The 26,194-nt window shown below is 71.5% G+C and carries 18 protein-coding genes and 1 pseudogene; 11 read left to right on the top strand and 8 right to left on the bottom strand.

The window, feature by feature from the left end; genetic code table 11:
* Positions 1–56: 56 nt before the first annotated feature.
* From ACIBQZ_RS36530 to ACIBQZ_RS36520, 3 genes are all read left to right on the top strand, one after another.
* Entirely contained in the window at positions 57–932 is an 876-nt protein-coding gene (locus tag ACIBQZ_RS36530; RefSeq protein WP_396093454.1) for a shikimate dehydrogenase, read from the top strand.
* Entirely contained in the window at positions 925–2,268 is a 1,344-nt protein-coding gene (locus ACIBQZ_RS36525; RefSeq protein ID WP_396093453.1) for a sodium:proton antiporter, read from the top strand. The genes ACIBQZ_RS36530 and ACIBQZ_RS36525 overlap by 8 nt, the downstream gene beginning before the upstream one ends.
* Positions 2,269–2,484: 216 nt before the next feature.
* A complete protein-coding gene (locus ACIBQZ_RS36520; RefSeq protein WP_396093452.1) occupies positions 2,485–2,988 on the top strand; it encodes a hypothetical protein in 504 nt (167 codons plus the stop codon).
* A 9-nt stretch (positions 2,989–2,997) separates the two neighbouring features.
* Here the strand turns inward: ACIBQZ_RS36520 and ACIBQZ_RS36515 are convergent, their stop codons facing one another.
* Together ACIBQZ_RS36515 and ACIBQZ_RS36510 are read right to left on the bottom strand one after the other, a co-directional pair.
* Positions 2,998–3,681, bottom strand: a complete 684-nt coding sequence (locus ACIBQZ_RS36515) for a SprT-like domain-containing protein (RefSeq protein WP_396093451.1) — start codon at positions 3,679–3,681, stop codon at positions 2,998–3,000.
* Positions 3,682–3,751: 70 nt separating this feature from the next.
* Positions 3,752–4,717, bottom strand: a complete 966-nt coding sequence (locus tag ACIBQZ_RS36510) for an NAD-dependent epimerase/dehydratase family protein (protein ID WP_396093450.1) — start codon at positions 4,715–4,717, stop codon at positions 3,752–3,754.
* 179 nt (positions 4,718–4,896) lie between these two features.
* On the opposite strand from ACIBQZ_RS36510, the gene ACIBQZ_RS36505 reads away from it, so the two are divergent.
* Entirely contained in the window at positions 4,897–6,864 is a 1,968-nt protein-coding gene (locus ACIBQZ_RS36505) for a right-handed parallel beta-helix repeat-containing protein (protein WP_396093449.1), read from the top strand.
* Positions 6,865–7,201: 337 nt separating this feature from the next.
* Here ACIBQZ_RS36505 and ACIBQZ_RS36500 read toward each other — a convergent pair whose 3' ends face one another.
* The gene (locus ACIBQZ_RS36500; RefSeq protein WP_396093448.1) at positions 7,202–10,099 is read right to left on the bottom strand and encodes a GH92 family glycosyl hydrolase; all 2,898 of its coding nucleotides are present in this window, start codon (positions 10,097–10,099) and stop codon (positions 7,202–7,204) included.
* Between the two features lie 179 nt (positions 10,100–10,278).
* On the opposite strand from ACIBQZ_RS36500, the gene ACIBQZ_RS36495 reads away from it, so the two are divergent.
* Positions 10,279–13,527, top strand: a complete 3,249-nt coding sequence (locus tag ACIBQZ_RS36495) for a GH92 family glycosyl hydrolase (RefSeq protein ID WP_396093447.1) — start codon at positions 10,279–10,281, stop codon at positions 13,525–13,527.
* A 10-nt stretch (positions 13,528–13,537) separates the two neighbouring features.
* Here the strand turns inward: ACIBQZ_RS36495 and ACIBQZ_RS36490 are convergent, their stop codons facing one another.
* The 3 genes from ACIBQZ_RS36490 to ACIBQZ_RS36480 are packed head-to-tail and all read right to left on the bottom strand — an operon-like array spanning position 13,538 to position 17,246.
* Positions 13,538–14,971 (bottom strand): hypothetical protein, encoded by a 1,434-nt coding sequence (locus tag ACIBQZ_RS36490; protein WP_396093446.1) that lies wholly within the window; start codon positions 14,969–14,971, stop codon positions 13,538–13,540.
* On the bottom strand, positions 14,968–16,116 hold the full coding sequence (locus ACIBQZ_RS36485) for a caspase family protein (protein ID WP_396093445.1): 1,149 nt from the start codon (positions 16,114–16,116) through the stop codon (positions 14,968–14,970). The genes ACIBQZ_RS36490 and ACIBQZ_RS36485 overlap by 4 nt, the downstream gene beginning before the upstream one ends.
* On the bottom strand, positions 16,113–17,246 hold the full coding sequence (locus tag ACIBQZ_RS36480; protein WP_396093444.1) for a hypothetical protein: 1,134 nt from the start codon (positions 17,244–17,246) through the stop codon (positions 16,113–16,115). Before ACIBQZ_RS36480 ends, ACIBQZ_RS36485 begins: the two co-directional genes overlap by 4 nt.
* A gap of 159 nt (positions 17,247–17,405) precedes the next feature.
* Between ACIBQZ_RS36480 and ACIBQZ_RS36475 the strand changes: the two genes are divergently transcribed.
* From ACIBQZ_RS36475 to ACIBQZ_RS36460, 4 genes are read left to right on the top strand one after another with little or no spacing between them, the layout of a single operon-like run.
* Positions 17,406–19,823 (top strand): nitric-oxide reductase large subunit, encoded by a 2,418-nt coding sequence (locus ACIBQZ_RS36475; protein WP_396093443.1) that lies wholly within the window; start codon positions 17,406–17,408, stop codon positions 19,821–19,823.
* Entirely contained in the window at positions 19,820–20,482 is a 663-nt protein-coding gene (locus ACIBQZ_RS36470) for a hypothetical protein (RefSeq protein WP_396093442.1), read from the top strand. Before ACIBQZ_RS36475 ends, ACIBQZ_RS36470 begins: the two co-directional genes overlap by 4 nt.
* On the top strand, positions 20,479–21,270 hold the full coding sequence (locus ACIBQZ_RS36465) for a slipin family protein (RefSeq protein WP_396093441.1): 792 nt from the start codon (positions 20,479–20,481) through the stop codon (positions 21,268–21,270). Before ACIBQZ_RS36470 ends, ACIBQZ_RS36465 begins: the two co-directional genes overlap by 4 nt.
* Complete coding sequence (locus ACIBQZ_RS36460; RefSeq protein ID WP_396093440.1) at positions 21,260–21,544, top strand: hypothetical protein; 285 nt, start codon at positions 21,260–21,262, stop codon at positions 21,542–21,544. The genes ACIBQZ_RS36465 and ACIBQZ_RS36460 overlap by 11 nt, the downstream gene beginning before the upstream one ends.
* A 46-nt stretch (positions 21,545–21,590) precedes the next feature.
* Here ACIBQZ_RS36460 and ACIBQZ_RS36455 read toward each other — a convergent pair whose 3' ends face one another.
* Positions 21,591–22,706, bottom strand: coding sequence for a cellulose binding domain-containing protein (locus tag ACIBQZ_RS36455; RefSeq protein WP_396093439.1), 1,116 nt, complete (start codon positions 22,704–22,706; stop codon positions 21,591–21,593).
* A 141-nt stretch (positions 22,707–22,847) separates the two neighbouring features.
* Positions 22,848–23,291, bottom strand: a complete 444-nt coding sequence (locus ACIBQZ_RS36450) for a winged helix-turn-helix transcriptional regulator (RefSeq protein WP_396093438.1) — start codon at positions 23,289–23,291, stop codon at positions 22,848–22,850.
* 118 nt (positions 23,292–23,409) lie between these two features.
* Between ACIBQZ_RS36450 and ACIBQZ_RS36445 the strand changes: the two genes are divergently transcribed.
* Entirely contained in the window at positions 23,410–24,276 is an 867-nt protein-coding gene (locus tag ACIBQZ_RS36445) for an aldo/keto reductase family oxidoreductase (RefSeq protein ID WP_396093437.1), read from the top strand.
* Between the two features lie 144 nt (positions 24,277–24,420).
* Positions 24,421–25,010, top strand: a pseudogene (locus ACIBQZ_RS36440) (hypothetical protein); the annotation flags it as partial.
* Between the last annotated feature and the right edge of the window lie 1,184 nt (positions 25,011–26,194).

Genomic DNA, 26,194 nt, shown 5'->3' with positions numbered 1-26,194 from the left:
GTGGCGCCGCCTCGGGGGCTCCGGCCCCCGGGGCACCGGACTGCGAAAGAGGCACGGTGACAACCACGGCACCCACCCGCATCCTGATCGGCCTGGTCGGCGCCGGCATCCGGGAGTCACACTCGCCGCTGCTGCACCAGCACGAGGCCGACCGGCACGGCATCCGGCTGCTCTACACCACCATCGACTCGCACGCCCTCGGCCTGACCGCCGCGGACCTGCCGGACCTGCTCCGCTGGGCCCGCACCCTCGGCTACCGCGGGTTCAACGTCACGCACCCGTTCAAGCAGGAGATCATCCGCCACCTCGACGGCCTCTCGGCCGAGGCGCACACGCTCGGCGCGGTCAACACCGTCGTCTTCGACGACACCGCCACCACCGGGCACAACACCGACGCGTACGGGTTCCGCACCAGCTTCGCCGAGTACTTCCCGACGGCTCGCCGGGAGCACGTCGTCCAGCTGGGCGCGGGCGGAGCCGGATGCGCCGTCGCCCACGCCATGCTGACCCTCGGCGCCCGCCACCTGAGCATCGTCGACCTCGACGCCGACCGGGCGGCCCGCCTGGCACACACGCTGGCGGGCCAGTTCGGCCCCGGCCGGGTCAGCATCGGCGCGCCCCCCGAGCTGCCCGCCCTGCTCGCGGGGGCGGACGGCGTCATCAACGCCACCCCGGTCGGCATGAGCCACCACCCCGGATCACCCGTCGCCCCCACCGACCTGCGCCCGGACCTGTGGGTGGCCGACCTGGTCTACCGCCCCGCCGACACCGCCCTGCTGCGGGCCGCCCGCGCCGCCGGCGCCGCCACGCTGCCCGGCGTCCCGATGAGCGTCTACCAGGCGGTCGCCGCGTTCGAGCTGTTCACCGGCGTGTCCGCCGATCCCGGCGCGATGCTCGCCGACTCCGCAGAGCTGCTGCGCGACGGTGGCTGAACCCGGGACGGCGACCCTCGGCGGCCAGCTTCCGGTGTGGACCGTCGCACCGTTCGTGCTGCTGCTGGCCGCGATCGCGCTCTGCGAGGTGCTCGCCGCCGGATGGTGGAGCCGGCCGGCCAACAAGGCCCGGGTGGTGGTGGCACTGGCGGTCCCGGCCGCCGTCCACCTGCTCTCGGTCGAGGGCGGCGCCGGGGCGCTCACGCACTCCGTCACCGAGTACGTCTCGTTCCTGTCGCTGCTCACCGCCCTGTTCGTCATCGCCGGCGGCATCGAGGTGCGGGGCTCGCTCGCCGGCACGCCGCTGGCGAACGCCGGCATGCTCGCCGTCGGTGCGGTGCTGGCCAACCTGGTCGGCACCACCGGCGCCGCGATGCTGCTCATCCGCCCGTTCCTGCGCGCCAACGCCCGCCGCGCCTGCCGGGTCCACCTGGTCGTGTTCTTCATCCTCATCGTCGCGAACGCCGGCGGCCTGCTCACCCCGATCGGCGACCCGCCGCTCTACCTCGGCTTCCTCAAGGGTGTGCCGTTCGGGTGGACCTTGCGCCTCTGGGCGCCGTGGCTGTTCGTCAACGGCACCCTGATCCTGATCTTCAACCTGGTCGACCAGTTCCTGGTCAACCGCGAGGAACGGCGGGACCGGACCGTCGGGCTGATGGACGAGCTGATCGTGCACCAGCCGCTGCGGGTGGCCGGCCGGCGCAACGTGCTGCTGCTGGCCGCGGTGGTGCTCGTGCTGCTCGCGAAGGGCGCTCTCGCGCTGCCGTTCGGTGTCCCGGAGGCGGCGCTGGGCCTGATCGCGTACCTGTCCTACCGGGTCACGCCCCGCGGAGTGCACGAGGCCAACCATTTCGGGTTCGGGCCGATCGCCTCGGTCGCGGTCATCTTCGCGGGGGTGTTCGTCACCATGACCCAGCCGCTGCTCATCCTCAACGCCCGGGCCGATCAGATCGGCCTGCAACAGCCGTGGCAGTACTTCTGGGCGTCCGGTGCGCTGTCGTCGATCCTGGACAACGCGCCGACGTACCTGGCCTTCACGTCGGTGGCCGCGGGCCGGCTGGGGATCAGCGTCGGCGATCCGGGCTACCTGGCCGCCCTGGTGGCCTCCCCGGCGGGCAGCGACCTGCTGGTCGCGATCGCCTGCGGCGCGGTGATGATGGGGGCGCTGACCTACATCGGCAACGGGCCCAACCTGATGGTCAAGGAGATCGCCGAGCACCGGGGGGTGCGCATGCCGCACTTCTTCGGGTACGCCCTGATCGCGATGCTGATCATGCTACCGGTGCTGACCGCCGCCACCTTCCTCTTCTTCCGCCCCGGCGAGCCCGCCCCTTGACGGGCCCGCGCCTCGACGGCATTCGCTTCTCCGACTTCATGCTCACCTGCACGCTCGGCATCATCCGCTGGAACAGGTGTGGCTGCGTGGCGGTTACCGCCGACCGCGAGGCCGGCTTCACCGAACAGGCATCCCGGGACGGCAGGCGGGTGCCGGAGGTCCCTGGCCGAGCTGCGCTGCTACGGTTCGCAGCGTGTCGGGGATGGGGGCGCAGCGGTGAACGCCGGTGCCGAGCGTGACGAGCAGGTGGAGGGCCGGGTGCGGGAGTGCCTGCGGCCCGGCGAGATCCTGCGTGCCGCCGTCTGGGTGAGCCGGCCCGACGGGCGGTCGCCGGCCGCGCTGACCCGGGCCGACCTGTCGCCGTTCCGGTTCCGCCGGCCCGTGCCCGACGGCCCCGGCGCGCGGCGCGGTGTCAACGGCGCGCCGCGCAGCCTTGCCGTCGGTCTGGACGAGCACATCCGCATCGTCACCGACCCGCGGGTCCTGGCGCTCACCGACCGCCGGCTCCTGGTGCTGGCCAAGCGGCCCGGCTCGTGGCGCGAGCTGTTCCGCCCGGCTGGCTCTCCGCTGCCGCCCCTGCGGCTGCGCTGGGAGTGTGCTCGCGCCGAGCTCGCCGCGGCCACCGAAGAGGCCGGGCGGCTGCGGCTCACCTTCACCGACGGCTCCGCCGTCACGCTGCTCACGCCGTCCGCCCACGTCCAGCCCTTCCTCGCCGGCTGACGGGTCCGGTCAGTCCCGGGCCAGCGGCTGCACCAACGTGAACGCGGCGCTGAGCATGCCCGCCCGGGTCTGCACCTGGTAGCGGCTGCGCCCGCGCTTGACGATCGTGCCGGCCAGCCCGGCGTACCGTCCTCCGCCGGTCAGCCGCACCCGGTCGCCCACCGCCAGCGGGACCGGGGCCGGCTCGGGCCGGGGTGCGCGGATGCGGGCGAGCTCGGCCTCGTAGCGGGGGTGCATCGGGGCCGGTCTGCCCCGGTGGGTCCAGGTGTAGAGCGCGGCCGGGTCGAACCTCGGGGCGCAGCCGAGGCAGGACCGCACCCGGACCGGCCGGCGATGGGCCGTCGTCCGGTGACCCGCCGGGCAGGTCCCCTCCCACGCCCCGTCCACCTTCGGCGCGTCGTCCGGCATGCAGCGCCGGCCCGAACAGCCGATCCGCTGCGCCACCGTCCGCCACACCCGGTCGTGGCCGTGCCGCGGGCCGACGAGGGCGTGCGCGATCTCGTGCAGCACCGTCTCGGTGACCTGCTCCGGGGAGTACAGGCCGATCAGGTGCCGGGACAGGCCGATCTCCTTGCGGTCTGAGCGGCACACCCCGGCGCGGGTCCTGGCGTTGTCGAACACCAGCCGCCAGCCGGTGAGTTTGTGCTGGGCCATCAGCCCGGTCGCGAGCTCCCGCGCCGTCGCGTGGTTCAACCCCGGTGCTCCTCGTCGTTTCGCGCGGGTCGTGCCCGTCGATGGTGCCACGCCGGCCGGCGAACCGGGCTCAGGGCACCAGGCGCTGTGCGCGTAACCACTGCTCGGTGCGGGCCATGCCCTCGGCGAGGCCGACGGCGGGCGCGTAGCCGAGCATCCGGCCCGCCTTGGCGATGGAGTACGTGCCGGTACGGGTGAAGTACCGCATCGAGATGGCGTTGATCTCGGTGGCCCGGCCGACGAGCGCGGAGGCCGTGGCAGCCGCCGAGGCAGCCGCCACCGCGAGCCCGGTGGGCGTGCACAGCGGGCCGCGCCTGCCGAGCATGCGGTAGTAGTGGCCGAAGAACTCCCGGCACGGCACGCCGACGCCGCCACTGAGAGTGAACACCTGACCGGCGGCCGCGGGCGTCCCGGCGGCCAGCAGCAGGCCGTCGACGAGGTCGTCGACGTAGACCGGGCTGAAGACGCCGTTGCCCCTGGCGGGCAGCAGGAACAGGTTCTTCCTGATCAGCCGGACCGGCAGCACCGTCCACGGCCGCGACCCCGGCCCGTAGACGTCACCGGGCCGCACGATCGTGGCGGCGATCTGCCCGGCGGCGTGCGCCTGCAGCACGACCTGCTCGCCGGCGATCTTGGTGTCGACGTACGGGTTGCCGTCCAGCCGCACCGCGTGCTCCTCGGTCACCCCGTCGGGGAAGTGGACGTCGGAGAAGGCCCGCACCGAGGACAGGTGCACGAACCGGGTGGCCCTCCCGCGCGCCGCCGCCTCGACCACCTTGCGGGTGCCGGCGACGTTGATCCGCCACTGCCCGTCCAGGCCGACGGCGTTGGAGACCACCGCCGCGGTGTGGATGACCAGGTCGGCGCCGGCGACGTGGTCCTGCCAGGCGCCGTCCCGGCCGATGTCGCCGGCGACCACCCCGGCGGCGGGGTCGGCGTGCAGGTCCACCCCGCCGACGGTGTGACCCAGCTCGCGCAGCCGGCCGGCCAGGGCACGCCCGATGAACCCGTGGGCGCCGGTGATGGTGACGCGCATGCCGCTCCTCGCTGGCCGCAGTCGTGTGCGTCGATGGTGCCACGGCGGCGGCACCGAAAATGAACCGCAAACTATCGGAATGTATCGGCGTTGACACCGAATGTTTCAGGCTATTACGTTGACGTGGTCTCGTCCGCCGACGGCTCGTGGGGCCGGACGCCAGAAGGGCTCTGCCGAAGATGACCTCTGTCCTGCATGTGGCAACCACCGGTTCCGACGACGCCGACGGCTCGCCGGCGCAGCCGTTCCGCACCATCAACCGCGCAGCTGCCGCGGCCCGGCCGGGCGACACGGTCGTCGTGCACGCCGGGGAGTACCGGGAGTGGGTCACGCCACCGCGTGGCGGCCTGAGCGACACCCGCCGGATCACCTACACCGCCGCCGACGGCGAGCACGTGGTCATCAAGGGCTCGGAACGGGTCACCGGCTGGGTGCCCGAGGACGGCACGGTCTGGCGGGCGGAGGTGCCGAACACGCTGTTCGGCGACTTCAACCCGTTCGCCGAGGAGGTGGCCGGCGACTGGATCGTCTACCCCGAGGGCGCGCCGCACCGGCACCTCGGCGACGTCTACCTCAACGGGCGCAGCTTCTACGAGGTCGCCGGCCGCGCCGAGCTGGACGATCCGCCGCTGCGCAAGGAGGTGCTGGACCACTGGACCGGCGTGGCCGATCAGGTCCGGGACCCGGAGGGCACCCGGCTGGTCTGGCACGCGCGGGTGGGCACCGCGCAGACCACGATCTGGGCGAACTTCCAGGGCGCCGACCCGAACGCCGAGCTGGTCGAGATCAACGTGCGCCGGTCGGTGTTCTACCCGCTCGTGCCGCACCTGGACTACATCACCGTGCGCGGCTTCGAGCTGGCCCAGGCCGCCTGCCCGTGGACCCCGCCGACCGCCGACCAGCCCGGCCTGATCGGCCCGAACTGGGCCAAGGGCTGGATCATCGAGGACAACGTCATCCACGACGCGAAGTGCTCGGCGATCTCGATCGGCAAGGAGGCGTCCACCGGGCACAACTACGCCACCGAGCGCGGCGACAAGCCCGGCTACCAGTACCAGCTCGAGTCGGTGTTCGCCGCGCGGCAGATCGGCTGGGACCGCGAGCACGTCGGCTCGCACATCATCCGCCGCAACCGGATCTACGACTGCGGCCAGAACGGCATCGTCGGCCACCTCGGCTGCGTCTTCTCCACCATCGAGGACAACCACATCTCGCACATCGCGCTCAAGCGCGAGTTCTACGGCTACGAGATCGGCGGCATCAAGCTGCACGCCGCCATCGACGTGGTGCTCCGGCACAACCGCATCCACGACTGCTCGATGGGCACCTGGCTGGACTGGCAGACCCAGGGCACCCGGATCTCCCGCAACGTCTACTACCGCAACAACCGGGACCTGTTCGTCGAGGTCAGCCACGGTCCCTACCTGGCCGACCACAACGTGTTCGGCTCCCGCGCCTCGTTCGAGTCATTCAGCCAGGGCGGAGCGTTCGTCGGCAACCTGTTCGCCGGCACCGTCCGGCTGGAGCCGGTGCTGGACCGGGCCACCCCGTACCACCGGCCGCACAGCACCCAGGTGGCCGGCTACGCGGTGATCCGCGGCGGCGACGACCGCTACGTCGGCAACGTCTTCCTCGGCGGTGACGTCGCCGCGGCCTACGGCCCGGGCGGCGACGGCGAGGGCGTGCCCGGTTACGGCCTGGCCGGCTACGACGAGCACCCGGCGTCCTTCGAGGAGTACCTGGCCCGCCTCGCCGCCCAGCCGCCGGGCGACCACCAGCGCTTCCGCGACGTGCTCCAGCCGGTGTACGCCCACGACAACGTCTACGCCGCCGGGGCCCGCCCGTTCGCCGGCGAGACCGGACCGCGGGTGCTCGGCGACGCGACCGTGTCGGTCGTCGAGGAGGGCGAGGAGGTCTACCTGACCACGGACCTCCCGGCCGGGTTCGACGAGGCCCGCGTCGCCGTGGTCGGCGGCCGGGACCTGCCGCGGGTCCGCTTCGCCGACGCGGACTTCGAGGAGCCCGACGGCACCCCGGCGGTGCTCGATGTGGACCTGACCGGGGCACGACGCCGGCCCGGCGACCCCGCGGCGGCCGGGCCGGTCGCCGGCCTGACCTCCGGTACGTCGCGGGTGCGCATCTGGTGAGCCGGCCCCGGTGGTGCTGAATGCCGCCGGCTGCGCCAAGGACGACGCCGGCGGCACCACCACCGGCGGCGTGGCGCTGGTGAAGTCAAGGCCAACCCCGGCGAGGTGGTTGTCGCAGCCTCAGCGGCAGCCTTCCCGCAGATCTTGGTGAGCTAAAACGTTTTATCCACACCACACCGCTGCAAGGTCCACCACTCGCGCCCCTTTCCTCCTGAGATGAACCCCTCAACCTCCAAGGGCAAATCCCGCGCACCGGACGAACCCGGCAACGGGCTGGATCACGGGGGACTGTGATCCAGAAATGCCTACCGGATCGTGATCCCGCCGGCCGGCTGACCTACTGGAGGGTCACGGCGTACAGCTGGATCCGCGGGTCGTCGGGCAGGGTGACCGAGCGCAGGTCCTTGCCCGGGTCGAGCGCCACGGCGAAGCCGAACAGGTTGCTCGGCGGCCCGTCGGTGCCCTGACCGGCCTTGATGCGGTGCGGCATGGCGAGGACCACCGTGCCGGCGGGGTTGCACCAGTCCGGCACCGTCAGCGTGGTCGCGGCGGTGCTGCCGTCGGCGTACCGGACGGTCACCGTGCCGGGCACCGGGCCGTGGTGGGAAGCGGCGACGAGCCGCAGCGTGCCGCGCCGGACGGCGGGCAGCGGCAGGGTCTGCCGGGCGGCCGGGACGAAGTTGCGGGCGGTGCCGCCGGGCGCCGGCGCGCTGTAGGTCACGCCCGCCCAGGTCACCGTGCCGGCCGGCGGGAGCAGGGCGGCGTCGTAGCTCCAGCCGCCGCCGTCGAAGTTGCCCTCCGCGGTGGCCGCGACGGTGGCGGTGCCGTCCGTGGTGCGGGCCGTGGCGAGGTCGATACCGCACTGCGCGCCGGAGGTCACGGCGCAGGCCGCGGCGTTCACCGAGGGCGGCTGGTCGGCGGCGGCGGTGCCCCAGCTCGACGGCGCGGTGCCGACGGTGTGCGCGATGGTGCCGCCGCGCGCGACGGCCTGCCAGGTGAGCCAGTTCGCGGCGTGCGCCTGGCCGTTGACCTGGACGGACTGGACGTAGCGGCGGGCGTCGCCGACGTCCGGGGCGGTGATCGTCAGGGTGCCGCCCTGGTTGGTGTGCGCGCCGATCCGCACGGTGGCCGAGGGGAACTGCGGGCTGCTCACGGTCAGGAAGTTCGCGCCGCTCATGGTCGGGTAGAGCCCGAGGGAGGAGAAGACGTACCAGGCGCTCATCGTGCCCAGGTCGTCGTTGCCGGTCATGCCGTCCGGGCCGGTGGTGAACAGGGTCATGGCGGCGCGGACCACGGTGGCGGTCTTCGCGGGGGCGCCGGCCCAGTGGTACAGGTACGGCGCCAGCAGGTCGGGCTCGTTGTTCGGGTTGTAGGTCGCCTTGCCGTAGTAGTCGTACGGCGCGGTGATCCAGTCGGTCCGGGCGGTGCCGCCCGGGTCGCTCAGCAGCTTCGGGTAGACGAAGAAGTCGTCCAGCCGCTTCTCGGTGGCCGCCCGTCCGCCCATCAGCGACACCAGCCCGGCCGGGTCCTGCGGCACCAGCCACTGGTACTGGTACGCCCCGCCCTCGTGGAACTGGTGGCCGGCGTCGACCGGGTTGTACGGCGTGACCCAGGCCCCGGCGGCGGTCCGCGGCCGGAAGTGCTTGATCGAGGCGTCCCACAGGTGGTGGTACCACTGGCCGCGCGTGGTGAACGTCCGGGCGTCGTCCGTGCGGCCCAGGGCGGTGGCCATCAGGGCCAGCGCCGCGTCCGCCGCCGCATACTCCAGAGTGGCCGAGGCCGGGTGCACGCAGTCGTTGTCGCCGCCCTGGTGCGCGCAGTCCGTGCCGAGCGTCAGCCCGGAGGGGACGTAGCCGCGGTCGCCGTAGTAGCCGTTCCCGCTGCGCCCGTTGTACGGCGACCCGGCCGGCGGCCGCCCCAGCGCGTTGGCCCGCAACAGCGTGTACGCCTCCTGCTCGTACCCGGCCAGCAGGCCCTTGGACCACGCCTCGACCAGGAACGGGGTGACCGGGTCGCCGGTCATGATGTTGGTCTCGCTGTTGGCCAGCGCCCAGCGCGGCAGCCAGCCGCCGTCCCGCCCGATCGCCAGCACCGACAGCGCCACGTCCCGGGCGACCTGCGGCGTCAGCAGCTCCAGCAGCTGGTTCTGCGGCCGGTAGGTGTCCCACAGCGAGAAGTTCTGGTACGGCGTGTAGCCGGCGGCGGTGTGCACCTTGTCGTCGAAGCCGATGTACCGCCCGTCGACGTCGCCGGCCAGGTTGGGGTGCAGCAGCGAGTGGTACAGCGCGGTGTAGAAGGCGCTCTGCCGGTCGGCCGGGCCGCCGCTGACCCGTACGGCGTCGAGCTGCTGCGCCCAGGCCGCGCGCAGGGCGGCCCGGGTGGCGTCGAAGTCGTACGAACTGCCGGTCTCGGTGGTGAGGTTCTTCCGCGCACCGTCGGCCCCGGTGTAGGAGACCGCCACCTTCACCACGACGTCCCGGTCGGCGCCGGGATCGAAGGTGATCCACGCGCCGTTGCCGCCGGCGCCGGCCGCGTCCCGGCTGCCCGGGCTGCGGGTGCTGCCGCGCCAGGTGCCGTACGAGGCGAACGGCCGGTCGAAGCTGGCGGTGAAGTAGACCGTGTGGTCGTCCTTGCCGGCGCAGAAGTTGCCGGCCCGCACCCGGCCCTCGACGGTGCGGTCGCCGACGACGTGCACCTCGGAGTCGAAGACGTTCTGGTTGGCCTTGCCGGTGTTGAACAGGACGTTCGCGGCGCCGGAGGCGGGGAAGGTGTACCGCTGCCAGCCGGTGCGCGCGGTGGCGGTCAGCTCGGCGTTCACCCCGTACGTGGACAGCCCGACCCGGTAGTAGCCGGGCGACGCCTGCTCGTCGGCATGGCTGTACGCCGAGCGGTAGACGTTCGGGTCGACGCTGCCGACGGCGCCGGTCGTCGGCATGATCGGCAGCTCGCCCGCGACGCCGCAGCCGACGCCGGAGAGGTGGGTCTGGCTGAAGCCGTGGATGCCGGCCTGCTGGTAGTCGTAGCCGCCCTGGCCGCCGGTGTCCGGGCTGACCTGGACCATGCCGAACGGGGCGCTCGCGCCGGGGAACGTGTTGCCGAAGTTCTGCGTGCCGACGAACGGCCGCACCAGGTCGACCGGCTCCACGGCGGCCTCGGCGGGGCTGCCGCCGGCGACCAGGACGGCCGCGGCCAGCAGCACGGCGGCGGCCGTCAACCGGGGGATTCGCGATGCCACGGGGGTTACCTCCGGGTCAACGGCGGAACACGATGGTGACATCGTTGTCACAAATATTCGACAGAGTCAATACAACAGTTTATTGACGATTAGCGATACCCGCTCCTAAACTCGCCGCACTGACAGCGTTGTCAACCCACCGCGGTCGCCCACCGCCCCAGTGGAATGCGGGTCGCCCCATGAGCCTGAAGCAGCACACCCTCGCCTGGCTGGCCACCGCGACACTGATCGCCGGCGGCCTGGTCGCCACCGCGCTGCCCGCCGCGGCCGCACCGGGCGACTTCAGCACCGGCTTCGAGGCCGGCGATCCGCAGCCCAGCTGGCAGAACAGCGCCGAGGGCAGCACCGGCATCGGCGGCTACTGCTGCGGGCTCACCGGCATGGAGAGCGCGCCGCGCACCGAGACCGCGCACACCGGCTCGGCGGCGCTGATGTACTCCGGCAACGACCTCAGCGCCACCTCGTCGTACTCGTACAACCGGGTGTTCGATGTGGATCTGCCGGTCACCGTGACCAGCTCGCTGTCCTACTGGGTCTACCCGCAGTCCGGCGGCCACCTCGATGTCGCCGTCGACCTCGTCTTCACCGACGGCAGCCGGTTGCGCGACTCCGGCGCCGTCGACCAGCGTGGCGTCCGGATGCACCCGGCCGCCCAGGGCACCGGCTCCGGCCTGCTCTTCGACCAGTGGAACTACGTCACCTCCCGGATCGGGGACGCCGTCGCCGGCCGGACGGTCGACCGCATCCTGATCGCCTACGACCAGCCGCTCAACACCGGCACCTTCCGCGGGTACTTCGACGACCTCACGATCCAGGCCGGCGGGGCGCCCACGCGGCTGTCCGATCTGGTCGACACCCGGCGCGGCTCGAACTCCGACAGCAGCTACTCGCGCGGCAACACCTTCCCGGGCACCACCGTCCCGAACGGCTTCAACTTCTTCACGCCGATCACCAACGGCAACAGCGACAGCTGGCTGTACGCGTACAAGTCCACCACCGTGCAGGGCTTCGGGATCAGCCACGAGCCGAGCCCGTGGATCGGCGACTACGGCCAGCTGCAGGTGATGCCGATGACCGGCGCCGTGAAGTCCACACCGGACGCGCGCAAGTCCACCTTCAGCCACGGCAACGAGGTGGCGCAGGCGCACTACTACAAGACCCAGCTCGACACGTACGGCATCACCGCGGAGCTGACGCCGACCGACCACGCCGGCGCGCTGCGGTTCAAATACCCCGCCGCGAGCGAGTCGGTGATCCTGTTCGACACCGTGGACAGCGCCGGCGGCTCGATCACCGTCGACGCCGCCGCCCGGGTGATCTCCGGCTACGTCGACCACAAGGGACAGCGGATGTACTTCTCCGCGACCGTCGACAAGGCCATCGCGGCGACCGGCTCGATCAGCGGGCAGGGCGCGACCAGCTGGATCCGCTTCGCGACCACCGCCGGCGAGCAGGTCAACCTGAAGCTGGCGACCTCCTTCATCAGCGTGGCCCAGGCCGCGAGCAACCTGAGCCAGGAGATCGGCACGAAGAGCTTCGACACCGTCCGCGAGCAGGCCGCGGCCCTGTGGGACACCACGCTCGGCAAGGCCCGCATCGAGGGGGCCACCACCGACCGGCAGGTCACCTTCTACTCGAACCTGTACCGCGCCTTCATGTACCCGAACAACCGCTCGGAGCTCGTCGGCGGGGTCCGCAAATACCACAGCCCCTACGACAACGCCGTCCACGACGGACAGATGTACGTCAACAACGGCTTCTGGGACACCGCCCGCGCGGTCTGGCCGCTGTACTCGCTGCTCGCGCCCGCCCGGACCGGCGAGATGCTGGACGGCATCGTCAACGCGTACAAGAACGGGGGTTGGACCCCGCGCTGGACCGGACCGGGCTACATCGACATCATGGTCGGCACCAACCAGGACCTGGCCTTCGCCGACGCCTACGCCAAGGGCGTGCGCAACTTCGACTACCAGGCCGCCTACGCCTCGATGGTCAAGAACGCCAGCGTCTACTCCGGCTCCGGCTCGCGGGGCCGCAAGGGTCTCGAGGTCTCGACCTTCAAGCGGTACGTGCCGACCGACGTGCGCGGCGAGGCGGCCTCCTGGACGCTGGAGGACGCCACCAACAACTTCGGGATCGCGCAGCTGGGCCGGGCGCTGGGCTACACCGAGGACGCCGACTACTTCCAGAACCGGGCCCTCGACTACGCCAACCTGTACTCCCCGACGGTCGGCTTCTTCCGGGGCAAGCAGAAGTCGGGCGCCTGGCGCACCACCGACGCGGCGTTCAAGCCGCACGAGTGGGGCTGCGACTTCACCGAGGGCGCGCCCTGGCACTACGCCACCCCGGCCCCGCAGGACCCGCAGGGCATGGCCAACCTGTACGGCGGCCGGGCCCAGCTCTCCAGCAAGATCGACGCTGTCTTCGCGGCGTCGCGGGACTTCCTGCCCGGCTGCTACGGCGGGACGATCCACGAGATGACCGAGGCCTACAACGCCGACATGGGCCAGTACGCGCACTCCAACGAGCCGATCCACCACATGCTCTACATGTACAACTACGCCGGCACGCCCGCGAAGACGCAGACCCACGTCCGCGACGTCCTCACCAAGCTCTACGACTCGGGCGCCGGCACCGGCAACGGCTACCTCGGCGACGAGGACAACGGCCAGATGTCCGCCTGGTACGTGTTCAGCGCCCTCGGCTTCTACCCGGCCCGGATGGGCAGCGCCGACTACACCATCGGCGCGCCGCTGCACCCCAGGGCGACCATCAGCCTGGAGAACGGCCGGACGTTCACGGTGCAGGCGCCCGGGGTGAGCGACACCAACCGCTACATCCAGAGCGCCACCCTCAACGGGGTCACCTACACCAGGAACTACCTGACCCACGCCGACCTGCTGGCCGGCGGCACTCTCGCCTTCACCATGGGCCCCGATCCGTCCTCGTGGGGCACCGGTGCGGGCGACATCCCGGCCTCGATCACCGCCGGCAGCGCGGCGCCCCGGCCGCTGACCGACCGGGCCACCGGCGGCACGCTGACCGCCAGCGGCGAGAACGGCAAGACCGAGGGCCGGGCCAGCCTGGTCGACGACACCTCGCTGACCAAGTGGCTGACCTTCCAGAACACCGCGACGCTGGAGTACCGGTTCGCCGGCACCGGCACGGCCGCCGTCCGGCAGTACACGCTGACCTCGGCCGACGACGTCCCGGGCCGCGACCCGAAGAGCTGGACGCTGCAGGGCTCGACGGACGGCACCACCTGGGTGACCCTCGACAGCCGCAGCAACCTGGACTTCGCCGACCGGCGCCAGACCCGCGCCTTCGTGATCGGCAACACCACCGCCTATCCCCGCTACCGGCTGCAGATCACGGCCAACCATGGCGCGGCCGAGACCCAGCTCGCCGAGTGGGAACTGCTCGGCTGACCGCCCGGCCTCACGGGGGCAGCAGCTGCCCCCGGCGGGCCCGGTCGCGGGCGGACGCCAGCGGACCGGAGCCCTCGGCCACCCACGAGTACCAGATGTCGGTCCGGTCGGCGGCGGCCGCGGCGGTGAAGAGGTCGGTGAACTCCCGGCCGTCGGCCAGCCGGACGGTGCCGTGCGGGGTCAGCTGCGCCTCGGCCGGGCCGAGCGGCGCAGGCGGCATCAGCCGCAGCGACGTGCCGGCGGCCACCAGGCCCAACGGTGCGAGGTCGGCCACGGCGACGTCGTACACGATGGCCAGTCCGCGGCGCGAGCCGGGCAGGCCGTAGGCCGGCGCCGTCGACGCGACCGACGGGCCGGAGCCGAGGAACGTGGTGGTGGGCTGGGTCAGGTCCGCGGCCGCGACGAACGGCCGGATCCGGTCGAGCGCGTCGCGGATCTCCGGGTCGGCCCCCTCGGCCTGGAAGTCGAACAGCTTCAGACCCGACACCAGCAGACGCAGCCCCTCGGTGTAGACCGGCAGCCCGCGCTCGACGCTCACCAGCAGCAGCTCCCGGGCCTCGGCGAGCCGGGCGAGGACCGGCTCGGGGGACTCCTGCTGTTCCCGGATCAGCTGCCAGGCGTGGATCAACGCGCCGTCCGGCATCCACTGCATCCAGTTCGCGAGATTCCGGGGCCAGTTGTGCAGCCGGTCCAGGTCACTGGTGCGCAGCAGGAAGTAGCCGCCGACCGCCGCCCCGGCCGGATTGGTCACCTTGCGATAGAGCAGGCGTTCGGCCTGGTCGCTGATCAGCCCGGCGTGCGTCACGGCCCCGGCGGTCAGGTAGCCCAGGGTCGCCTCGGCGAGGTTGTCGCTGGTCGCCACGGTCAGCGAGACCTCCGGTGCCGCCCCGTCGCCGGCCGGCTGCACGGTCACCTCCAGCTGATCGGCGGCGGGCAGCGAGACCATCCGCCACGGGATCCGCGGCCCGCCGAGCTGCAACATGTGCGGCCGGCGACCGGTGGGGAACACGTAGACGACCGCGTCGTCGTCCCAGTAGGCGATCGCGTCCGGCCAGGAACCGACACCCCATACGCCGTCGACCCGGGTCCAGAGCCGCACCCAGAGCGACCGGAAGCCGGGCTCGGTGAAACTCCGGCCGCGGCCGGCCGGCCCGCTCTTGAGCACCACCGTGCGCTGCATCGACTCGTGCGGTGAGATCTCCGCGAGGGCGATGTCGTGGCCGGGAGACCCGGGCCCGGAGGTCACCGTCTCCGTCAGCCGGTCGCCCGAGGGCAGCGTCACCACCAGCGCGTACTGGCCGGCCGGCAGGTCGAAGCCGGCGCGCTGGTTGACCTGGACGGTGCGCTGCTCGACCAGGTGCAGGTTGTCGTCCAGCACGTCGACCACCACCGGGACATCCTGCAGAGCCGGCTCGTACGACCGCAGGAACAGCTGGAAGCTCATCGGCTGACCGCCCGCAGCGTCTGCGCCGTGAGGGGCGGGTTGATCAGCTCGGTCCGGCTCACCGGGTCGTACGTGTGGTCCTCGAACTCCGCGCCGATCCGGTAGTACCCGGCCTTGACGGTCACTTTCCACTTCTCCGGCAGCGGTGGCGTGCGTTCGGTGCGGGTGGAGTGTTCCGGCTCGTAGAACAGCGTCGCCCGGCCGAGCGCGGGCTCCGGTGCGCAGGCCAGCGTGAGCTCGACGTCCGGGGGACCGTCGGGACGGTAGAGCACCGTCGGCAGGAACATGGGGCCCTTCGCGGTGGGCAGCGGCCGGGCGGCCTCGACCTCCACCAGGCTGTCGATCGCCATCGCGACGCGGTCGGTGCGCACCACCCACTCGCCGAACTCGTCGGTGACCGCCGCGCTGCCCCGCAACGCGTTGATCAGCGCCGCGGTGAAGTACGAGACGTTGCGGGGCCGGCTCCGGGCGGTCGCGAACGGCGTGGAGGACTGCAGCGTGAGGTCGTGATCGCAGTGCCGCCGGCGCATGGCGTCCGGCCGGTCCAGCGGATCCGCCGTCGCCCCGCCCAGCGGCGCGGTCACCCCCGGGACCACCTCGCGGCAGGCGTCGATGAAGAAGCACTGGGTGCGGGGCGGACGCTGCAGGAATCCGGTGCGGGTGCTGTCGAACGCGAACGCGCCGCGGAAGTGGTTGCCCTCGTACCGGCCGAAGTCGCCGGCCAGCAGCAGCTGTTCCTCGCTCTGCAGGCCGTGCCCGCAGAAGTAGAAGACCGCGATGTTGTCCGGGTCGCTCGCGCAGCGCTCCGTCCACGCGTCGTAGGCCTCGATGATCGAGTCGATCGTGGCGTCCGGGAGAACGGCCCCCGCTCCGCCGGGCTCGGGATCCGCCGGCGCCGGAGAGATCCGCAGGTCGAGGGAGGCGAGCGGGGCCGCCCACCGGACCGGATCGCTGTCGCGGAGCCAGCCCGCGAACTCCAGCGCGGATCGCGGCGGCGAGGTGAGCTGGCCCAGGTTGCCGTAGCGCAGCGGATCCGCGATCGTCCGGCCGCTGCCGCCGGGCAGGTGCGCATAGCCGCCGACCCCGATGACCAGCGCGTGCAAGCCCGGTCCCGGCCGGTCCGCCGCGAAGAACAACTGCGTCATGAGATCTCTCCCAGCCGGGTCGCGAGGCGGTCGTAGAAGCTCGGGCGGACGAAGTAAGTCGAGTGCGCGGCAAAGGCGCCCTTGCCGGTCGAGTACCGGAAATCCCGGACGCCGTCGAAGATCCGCTCCGTCGCGAAGCCCAGGATGTCGTTGAGGTCGAAGACGTTGATCCACCGACCGACCCCGGCCGGCTTCGGGATCCGCCCGGTGGCCGGCGAGGCGGGCGCCCGGACCGCGTCGAACAGCCCCAGCTCGGCGAACACCCCGATCTGGGACCCGACCGTCACGAGAACGTCGCAGGACAGCTCGGGCCGCAGCGCGGACAGCAGGTCGTAGACGATGTTGCCGCCCATGCTGTGCGCGATGACGAGCACTTCCGGATCATCGGGGGTGCAGGCCTCCCGGGCGCGCCGGAGATCGGCGGCGACGGTGGTCGCGATCGGCCCGTCGGCGCCGAGCCGCTCACGCTGGCGAAGATAGACCAGGATGTCGCCGAGGAACATCGACGCCGAACGGTTCAGCGACGGCCGCAGCGCCTTGACGGCGAGCCGGCCGGCCATCCGCCCCGTCGCGCCCCGGATCCGCGAGAGCCCCTCATAGACGTGCAGCAGCGCCCGGTCCGGCCCGAAGGCCTCCTCCTCGTCGGTGCTCTCGCGCAGGTCGCCGGCCAGCCGATTGACGACCTCGAGATCGTCCCGGGCGGTGTCCAGCCAGGCCGGACGGGCCAGTCCCGCCGCGCGCACCGCCAGCCGCGCGAACCCGTCCGCCTCCTGCGGATCGACGGCCTCCAGGGCCGTACCGAAGAGGAGATCGACCCCGTCGGCGAACGAGTCCCGGGCCACCTGGAGGACCACCTGGTCGTCCGGTGGCGGCTCGGACTCCCACACCTCACCCAGCAGAATCGCGGCGGTCTCCTCGCCGGGTCCGAAGACCTCCTCGTCACCCTGCGGCAGCGAGGCGTGCTGCCAGGCGAAGGCGGCGGCCTGGCCGCCCCAGTACGGGGCGAAGAACGAAACCTGGCCCGCCGCGGGCACGAGGAACCGGCGCATGAGGGCCGCGCGGGCGGCCTCCGCTCTTGCATATCCGGCGTCGCGGCGCGTCGCCACGCCGTGCACGAAGACGATCGGCATCTCACCACCTCAGCACCTGCACATCCATCTCGTCCATGGGCGCGGGGCACGTCAACCCCATCCGGGCACTCTTGTTGATTTTCGTCAATGTTCTTCGTTCTCCTTTGCCAACATCGGCGGCATGCGAGTATCCCGAGTTGGGAAGGGAGGGCCGACGACGTGTCCGATCAGGTGCGGGTGCAGGGCTCCGGGCGCGCGGAGCTGACTCTTTCCAGGGGCTGGATCCAGGGCGTCGCGCTGGTCCTGGTCTTCGGGTTCTTCGTCATGGGCGTGCTGGCGCTGCGGACGTACACCGACTCGATGCCGTTGCCGCAGCGGGTGACCGGCCCCGGCGGCGCGGTGGTGTACACCGGAGCGGACGTGACCGCCGGGCAGCGTACGTTCCTGCGTCGCGGGCTGCAGCAGTACGGCTCGGTGATGGGTCACGGTGGTTACCTCGGCCCGGACTACACCGCGGAGTACCTGCGCATCTCGGCCGAGCACATCAAGGGCCAGCTCGCCGCCTCCGGGCAGCAGGAGCCCACCGAGGCCGCCAAACGCATGCTGCGCGAGAACCGCTACGACGAGCGCAGCGGTGAGCTGGTGTTCACCGCGGAGCAGGTCGCGGCCTTCCAGGACGCCACCGCGCACTACGCCGACTTCTTCGGCACCGACAGCACGAAGTTCGGTCTGGTTCCCCAGGTGATCACCGATCCCCGGGAGATCCACGAGCTGACCGCGTTCTTCTCGTGGACGGCCTGGGCGAGCGCCGCGGAGCGGCCCGGCCACAGCTACTCCTACACCAACAACTGGCCGCCGGAGCCGCGTGTCGACAACACCCCGACCGCCGACATCGTGGTCTGGTCCGGCCTGTCGCTGACCGCCCTGCTGGTCGGCCTGGGTGCGCTGTTCGCGCTCTACGGGCGGTGGAGCCGCCGGATCGGCTGGCACGCCGCGGAGCAGCCGTCGCTGGCCTTCCGTCAGCCCGGCGAGGTGCCGATCACCAGGGCGCAGAAGGTGACCGCGTGGTTCTTCTTCGTCGTGGCCGCGCTCTTCCTGGTCCAGGCGCTGCTGGGGGGCGCGATCGAGCACTACCGGGCCGACCTGAGCACGTTCTTCGGCATCGACCTGGCCCAGGTGCTGCCGTTCAACCTGGCCCGCACCTGGCACGTGCAGCTGTCGCTGTTCTGGACGGCGGCGGCGTTCCTCGCGGCCGGCATCTTCCTCACCCCGATCATCGCGGGCCGCGAGCCCCGGCGGCAGCACTGGCTGGCCTGGGGCCTGCTCGGCGCGCTGGTGATCGTGGTGGTCGGCTCGCTGGCCGGCGAGGCGGTCAGCATCTTCGGCGCCGGCTGGGCGAAGGGCTCGATCTTCTTCGACCAGCAGTGGGAGTACCTGGACCTGCCGAAGTTCTGGCAGGGCCTGCTGGTGATCGGGCTCTTCCTGTGGATCGCCATCGTCTATCGCGGCATCCGGTCGCGGCTGAAGACCGAGCACAAGCTCAACATGCCCTGGCTCTTCCTCTACGCGGGCCTGGCGATTCCGGCCTTCTACGCGGTCGGCATGCTCGCCTCGACCGGGAGCCACCTGACCGTCGCGGAGTTCTGGCGGTTCTGGGTCGTGCACCTCTGGGTGGAGGACTTCCTGGAGCTGTTCACCACGGTGATGGTGGCCTACATCTTCGTCATGCTGGGCGTGGTCCGGCGCCGGATCGCGATCCAGATCATCTTCCTCGACGTCATCCTCTACTCCGCGGGCGGCGTGATCGGCACCATGCACCACCTGTACTTCTCCGGCACGCCGGTGGAGCACATGGCGCTCGGTGCGTTCTTCTCGGCGCTCGAGGTGATCCCGCTGACCTTCCTGACCGTCGAGGCGTGGACGTTCCTGCAGCTCGGCGCCCGGCAGCAGACCCGCAGCAGCGCGCCGTTCCCGCACCGCTGGGCGGTGATGTTCCTGGTGGCCGTCGGCTTCTGGAACTTCGTCGGCGCCGGCGTGTTCGGCTTCCTGATCAACCTGCCGATCGTGTCCTACTTCCAGATCGGCACGGCGCTGACCGCCAACCACGCGCACGGCGCCATGATGGGCGTCTACGGCATGCTCGCGGTCGGCCTGGCGCTGTTCGCGCTGCGCTACATCGTCCCGGCGGCGAAGTGGCCCGACCGGCTGGCGAAGCTCTCCTTCTGGTCGCTCAACATCGGGCTGGCCTGGATGGTGTTCGTGACCCTGCTCCCGCTGGGCATCCTGCAGCTGTGGCACTCGGTCAACGACGGCTACTACGAGGCACGCACGCTCAACTACCTCACCGAGCCCGGCAACGCCCTGCTCGAGTGGATGCGCATGCCCGGGGACCTGATCCTGATCATCGGCGGCGTGCTGCCGTTCCTCTGGATCACCTATCTCGGCATCCGCCACGGCATCAAGCCGGCCGCGATCGAGCAGCCGCCGGAGACGCTCTACGTCGAGGAGACCGCCGAGGCGGAGCAGGACCGCACCGGCCTCCCGGCGCTGGCCGGCACCCCGGGCGCGGCCGGGGAGGTGCCGCGGTCACGCAGCCGTTACGCCTCCGACCGGCGCGACGGGACGGACGAGCCGTGAGCGGGTTCTCGGCCTCCGCCGTGACGGTGGAGGCCTGGCTGGCGGCCGGCTACTGCGTGGCGCTGGTGGGGCTCGCGTACCTGATCGACGCCCTGGCCCGCCGCGCGGCGGCGGTCTCGGAGGGCGGCGTGGCCGGCGGTTTCGTCTATCACGAGGACCACGACGCGTGGCAGTGCCCGCAGGACCAGTGGCTGTGGCCGCAGTCCTTCGACGCGGAGAACCGGGTGATGCGCTACCGCGGCACCCCGTCGGTCTGCAACGCCTGCCCGGTCAAGGACAGCTGCACGACCTCCGCCGGCGGGCGCGAGGTGCAGCGGGCGGTGGACTCGTGGCCGGCCTCCGAGGCGGCCCGGTTCCACCGCGGGATCGCCTGCGTGGTGGTGGTGCTGGGCCTGGTGTGGCCGGTCGGCACCGCGCTCACCGGCCCGGGCGCCGACTCGCTGCTGGTCCTGGCGGTGGCGGTGGCCGGGGCGCTGCTGCTGAGCCTGCCGCTCTGGTCGCACCTGCGCCGCACCAAGGTGTTCATCCCCGACGGCATGGTGCACCGCTCGCTCGACGACGCCGTCGCCGAGCGCGACGCGGCCGCGGCCGCCCTGATCCGGCGGCGGTCGAGCTACGCGTCCGACCGCCGCGATCCCGGCCCGGAGGCCGCGCGATGACCATCGCGATCGTCGTCGGGCTCCTGCTGCTGCTCGCGCTGGCCCTGGCGTCGCTGCGGGTGCTGAAGGAGTACGAGCGCGGGGTGGCGTTCCGGCTCGGCCGGCTGCGGGAGCCGCTGGGCCCGGGGGTCCGGGTGCTGCTGCCCGGCGTCGACCGGCTGATCCGGGTGGACCTGCGGGTGGTCACCCTGACCATCCCGCCGCAGGAGGTGATCACCCGCGACAACGTGCCGGCCCGGGTCAACGCCGTCGTGCTGTTCCGCGTGGTCGACCCGGTGCGATCCGTGATGTCGGTGGAGAACCACGCGGTCGCCACCTCCCAGATCGCCCAGACCACCCTGCGGTCGGTCGTCGGCCGCGCGGACCTCGACACGCTGCTTGCGCACCGGGCGGACCTCAACGAGGACCTGGCGAAGTCGATCGCCTCGATGACCGAGCCGTGGGGCGTCAAGGTCGAGGTCGTGGAGATCAAGGACGTCGAGATCCCCGAGGCGATGCAGCGGGCGATGGCCCGCGAGGCCGAGGCGGAACGGGAACGGCGGGCGAAGGTGATCAACGCGCGGGGCGAGCTGCAGGCGTCGACGGAGCTGCGGGACGCCGCGAAGATCCTCGGCGAGAGCCCGGCCAGCCTCCAGCTGCGCTACCTGCAGACCCTGCTCGAGCTCGGCGCCGACCACAACTCCACCGTGGTCTTCCCGCTGCCGATCGACATCATCGGCCCGTTCCTGGACGCCGTCCGGGGCCGGGCCGCACCCGACAACGCGGGAAGGACACCCGATGACTCCTGAACCCGACAATCCCGAGGCGGGCCGCCCGATCCGGCTGGTCCCGGTCCCGCCGGGCATGTGGCTGGTCGTCCTCGGCGCCGGGGTGCTGGTGCTGGGGCCGCTCTTCGGGTTCCTCATCGGCACCGTGCTCGGCACCGAGCGGGAGACGCTCGGGATGAGCCCGATCTTCCTGTTCCTCTTCCTCGGCTTCCTCGTCGCGGGCGCCGGGCTCGGCATCGCCGCCCTCGGCGTACGCCGCGTTCTCCACCACCGGAGCACGGCCGCGTCCTCGTAGGCCGGGCCCGCGACGCGGAGATGCCGCGGGCCCGACCGTGCCGTGGTCAGCCGAAGGTGAGGTTGTAGCTGTTGGTGGTGAAGGCGGACTGGCCGGCGGTGCCGGAGATCTCGTAGCCGAACTGGAACTGGCCCAGGGTCACGTCGCCCCACCAGCTGTTGGTGCGCAGCCAGTTCAGCATCGCGAGCACGTTCAGCGTGCCGGAGGTGCTGTTCGAGGTGCGGACGAACGAGAACACCGCGTTGGCGCCGTTGGAGCCGCGGTAGATGTTCCAGGTGGCGCCGCCGACGGAGACGTTCGCGGCGGTCGGGACCGCGCCGTTCGCGTCGTACTTCTCCGCGATCGGCCCGACCGCGCCCTGCTTGTTGGTCCAGATCATGATCTCGTACGCGTTGTTGTTCGCCCAGATGTCATACGAGGTCTCGTAGTCACCGCTGGCCGGCACCGTCACGTTGTACGAGCTGGTGAGCGTGCTCAGCGAGCTCAGCGTCCGGTTGAGGGTGTAGCTGACATTGGGGTAGGACTTGATGCCGCTGGTGCGCGGGTGGTTGGCCAGCACACCCCAGTTGCTCGTGGACCTGGCCCAGGTCGTCTGGGTGCCGGCGCCCGAGCCCCAGATGTTGTTGTAGATCGTGTAGCCGTTGCTGGTCCAGTTGTCCCACTGGCCGGAGCCGACCCAGACCGCGTCCGACGGCACGCCGGTGACCGGCGGGGGCGTGGTGGGCGGCGTCGTCGGGCCGGTGGTCGGGGTGGCGCCGCCGGTGCAGGCGGTGCCGTTCAGGGTGAACGCGGTGGGCGCCGGGTTGCTGCCGGTCCACGAGCCGTTGAAGCCGAACGACACGGTCGCGTTGGTGCCGACCGAGCCGTTGTAGCCGGCGTTGCGGGCGGTGACCGTCGAGCCGCTCTGGCTCAGGGTCGTGTTCCAGGCCTGGGTGACCGTCTGGCCGGCCGCGTAGGACCAGACCAGCGACCACGAGGTGAGCGGGTCGCCCAGGTTGGTGACCGTGACGGCGGCGCCGAAGCCGCCCGGCCACGAGCTGCTCACCGTGTAGGCGACGCGGCAGCCGGCGGCGGCGGAGGCGGGCAGGGCGGTGAGGACGCCCGCTCCCGCCGTCACAGCCGCCGCGGCGGCCACAGAGAGCGCGATGTTACGCCTTCGCATGTGCTTCCAATCTCCGAGGGAGGCACCGCAGCGGAGTCATCGAAGCGCTTCGACGGTGGGTTCGACGCGTTGACGAACGTCTATGCGGTATTGCGCAGATGGTAAGTCGCGGCGGCAGGCTGGGCAAGCGCGGCCCGGCGGTCAGCCGGCCCGGTCGTCGTAGGTCGCGCGGTGGGCGAACACGTCGTCCATGTGCGTCTCGGCCCAGCCCTTCAGGCCCCGCACCACCTCGTGCAGCGACAGGCCGAGGTCGGTCAGCTCGTAGGTGACCGTGACGGGCACGGTCGGCGTCACGGTGCGGGTGACCAGGCCGTCGCGTTCCAGCGAGCGCAGCGTCTGGGTCAGCATCTTCTGGCTGACACCGGCCAGCCGGCGCGCCAGCTCCGAATACCGCATCGGCCGGGGTGCGCCGGCGCAGTCCGCGCCGGGCCGCGGCGGGCCGTCGCTGCGGAGCGCGGCCAGCACCAGCGTGACCCACTTGTCCGCGATCCGATCGAGCAGCCGCCGGCTCGGGCAGGCCGCCAGGAAGGCGTCGTACTCGGCCTTGGCCTGCGCCTTCTTCTGCGCCGCTGTGGTCGTCGCCATCAACCGCTCCTCCGCCGCCGGGTGCGTTACGAACCTTCAGGTGCCTACTTCCCGCTAGGAAGTTACCCCCTGATAGTGGAGCAGGTAACCGCCCCGAACGAAAGCCAGAGGTATGAACATGACCTCCCCTTCCCTGCCCGGCGGCACGTGGACGCTGGGGGACCTGACCGTCACCCGGTTCGGCTACGGCGCCATGCAGCTCGCCGGCCCCTGGGTCATGGGACCGCCGGCCGACCGCGACGGCGCCCTCGCCGTGCTCCGCGAGGCCGTCGAGCTCGGCATCACCCACCTCGACACCGCCGACGCCTACGGGCCGCACGTCACCAACGAGCTGATCCGGGAGGCGCTGCACCCGTACCCGGAATCGCTGCACATCGTGACCAAGGTCGGCGCGGACCGTGACCCGCAGGGCGGCTGGCCCCCGGCCCGCGACCCGGAAAGCCTGCGCCGGGCCGTGCACAGCAACCTCAAGACCCTCGGTCTCGAGACGCTCGACCTGGTCAACCTCCGGCTCGGCGACGCCGAGGGCCCCCAGCCCGGTACGGTCGCCGACGCCCTCGAAACCCTCGTGGACCTCCAACAGCAGGGCCTGATCCGGCACCTCGGCGTGAGCAACGCGACGCCGGAACAGGTCGCCGAGGCCCGGACGATCACGCCGATCGTGTGCGTGCAGAACATGTACAACCTCGCACACCGCCGCGACGACAACCTGATCGACGCGCTCGCCGACCAGGGCATCGCCTACGTGCCGTTCTTCCCGCTCGGCGGCTTCACCCCCCTGCAGTCCACAGCACTGCAAGAGGTGGCCGCCCGGCGTGGCACGACCCCGATGTCCATCGCCCTGGCCTGGCTGCTCCAACGCTCCCCGAACATCCTGCTGATCCCGGGCACCTCGTCCACAACCCACCTGCGCGAGAACATCACCGGCGCGTCCCTTCTCCTCTCCACCAACGACCTCACCGACCTGAACAAGATCGGCAGGTAGCAAGCGCGTCCGCGATCAAGGTCCGCCGCCTCAGCCGATTCCCCGCGTCCAGATCGATGTCCGACCCGCCGGAGCCGGCACGGGATGAACAGCGGGCGGTCGCCGCCAACCGGCTCCTTCTGCACCTCGCGACGGCGTCGGGCGCAGATCCTGGCGTTGCCGCAGACCCGCGCAGATGCGGCCGGGTTGATCGGCAGGCCGGTGACCGTGGACTCCACGATCAGCCGCGCCCATCAGCACGCGGCCGGAGCCCGCCGTCACAGCGATCCGCAGCAGGAACCGCCCGGCGCCGTGCAAAAAGAACCTGCCGATCACGGACTCGGCCGACCGAGGGCGGATGGACCACCAAGACCCATCTGGCTTGCGAACAGGGCCGCAAGCTCATGGCCGTGGTGGTGACCGCCGGGCAGCGCGGCGACAGCCCGCAGTTCATCGACGTGCTCGCGAAGGTGCGTGTCGAGCGGGGCCGGTGGTGGCCGGTCGCGGACCCGTGCGGTCGCGGACCCGTGCGGTCGCGGACCCGTGCGGTCGCGGACCCGTGTGGCCGCGGACCCGTGTGGCCGCGGACCCGTCCGGACACGGCGCCGGCCGACACGGCGCCGGCCGACAAGGCGTACACAGTGAAGGCCGACCGGGCCCACCTGCGATTCCGCGGTATCGCCGCGGGTATTGCGAGCAAGACCGATCAGGACGCGCACCGCAAGGCCAAAGGATCCAAGGGCGCCCGCCCGCCTTCGACAACACGGCCAGGTGAATCTTGGTGCCCAGCCCGCCACCCGACTTCCGCCATTCCTGGATCACGGTCCCCCCGGTGATCCAGCCCGTTGCCGGGTTCGTCCGGTATGCGGGATTGGCCCCTTGGAGAGTGTGTGGCGGTAGTGGAGGTCAAGGGGGTCATTCAGGAGGAAAGGGGTGTGAGTGGTGGACCTTGGAGCGACGGGGTGCGGCTGGATCGTTTTAGCTCACCAAGATCTGCGGGAAGGCTGCCGCTGAGGCTGCGACGGCGGTGAGCTGATCTCTGCAATGCGAAAAGTTGATCGACGCGACACGGGCGAAGGCGTCAACTCGGGCAGTGGTGGAAGCAGGCGTGGAGCCATCGATAAACACGTTCTTGCGACAGAAACACGTCCACGCTGTGCGGCAAAGACAAAACGATCGATGCCTGGCATTCCGGCAAGCACCGTGACTTCGGCGCGAACGTTCAAGCAATCATGCGACCGGACGGCATACCGGTCTGAACCTCGGATGCGCTGCGTAGCCGGAGTCGGCAGGCGCGGGCAGGCTGAACTGGGCCGCCGCCGAACTCGACCGCAGCTGGTGTCGTGCAGATGACCGGGCAAAGCGCAGGTCGCGGCGTCAGTCTCCGATCAAGCGGCCCGATGACGGCAGCCGGCCCGCGCCTGACAACCGCGCCCACAACCGGCTGCTGCGCGGTCCTCGCCGGCAGGTCGAACGCGGTTTCGCCATCCTGATCGGACGCCGGAAACCTTACGGCACGCCACCGTCAGCCCGCGGCGGATCGGCGACATCGCCGCCGCCCTGCACCTGACCCATTTCGAAGACAGGCACCTACCGCAAAGTCGTTGAGATCACCGGCAGCAAGCTGACGCGCCGCACCACCGTGGAGTCCACTCCGGCAATCAGCCCCGGCCCCGCGCCGCGACGACCGATCCAAACCCGCCAGCCCGGGAGCAACCCACCACCCACCCGCAGCCTGCTGAGCGCAACCGGCGCGGAATGTTCGCTTGACCACCACCAAAGCCTGGCCTGCCCGACAAACCCGCCCGGCTCAACCACAGCGCGGAAGCCAGACCCCGCACCAGAAGGTGACCGCACACCTGGAGTTGCAATCAGAGGGCCGGCGACCCATCCCTCAGCCGCAGCGGACGAGAATGCAAGGTGGGGGCCGGGGGTGCCC

Origin of the sequence: Actinoplanes sp. NPDC049599, assembly GCF_044465625.1 — a bacterium.
Classification (GTDB): domain Bacteria; phylum Actinomycetota; class Actinomycetes; order Mycobacteriales; family Micromonosporaceae; genus Actinoplanes.
This window is presented reverse-complemented; position numbering and strand designations above follow the sequence as displayed.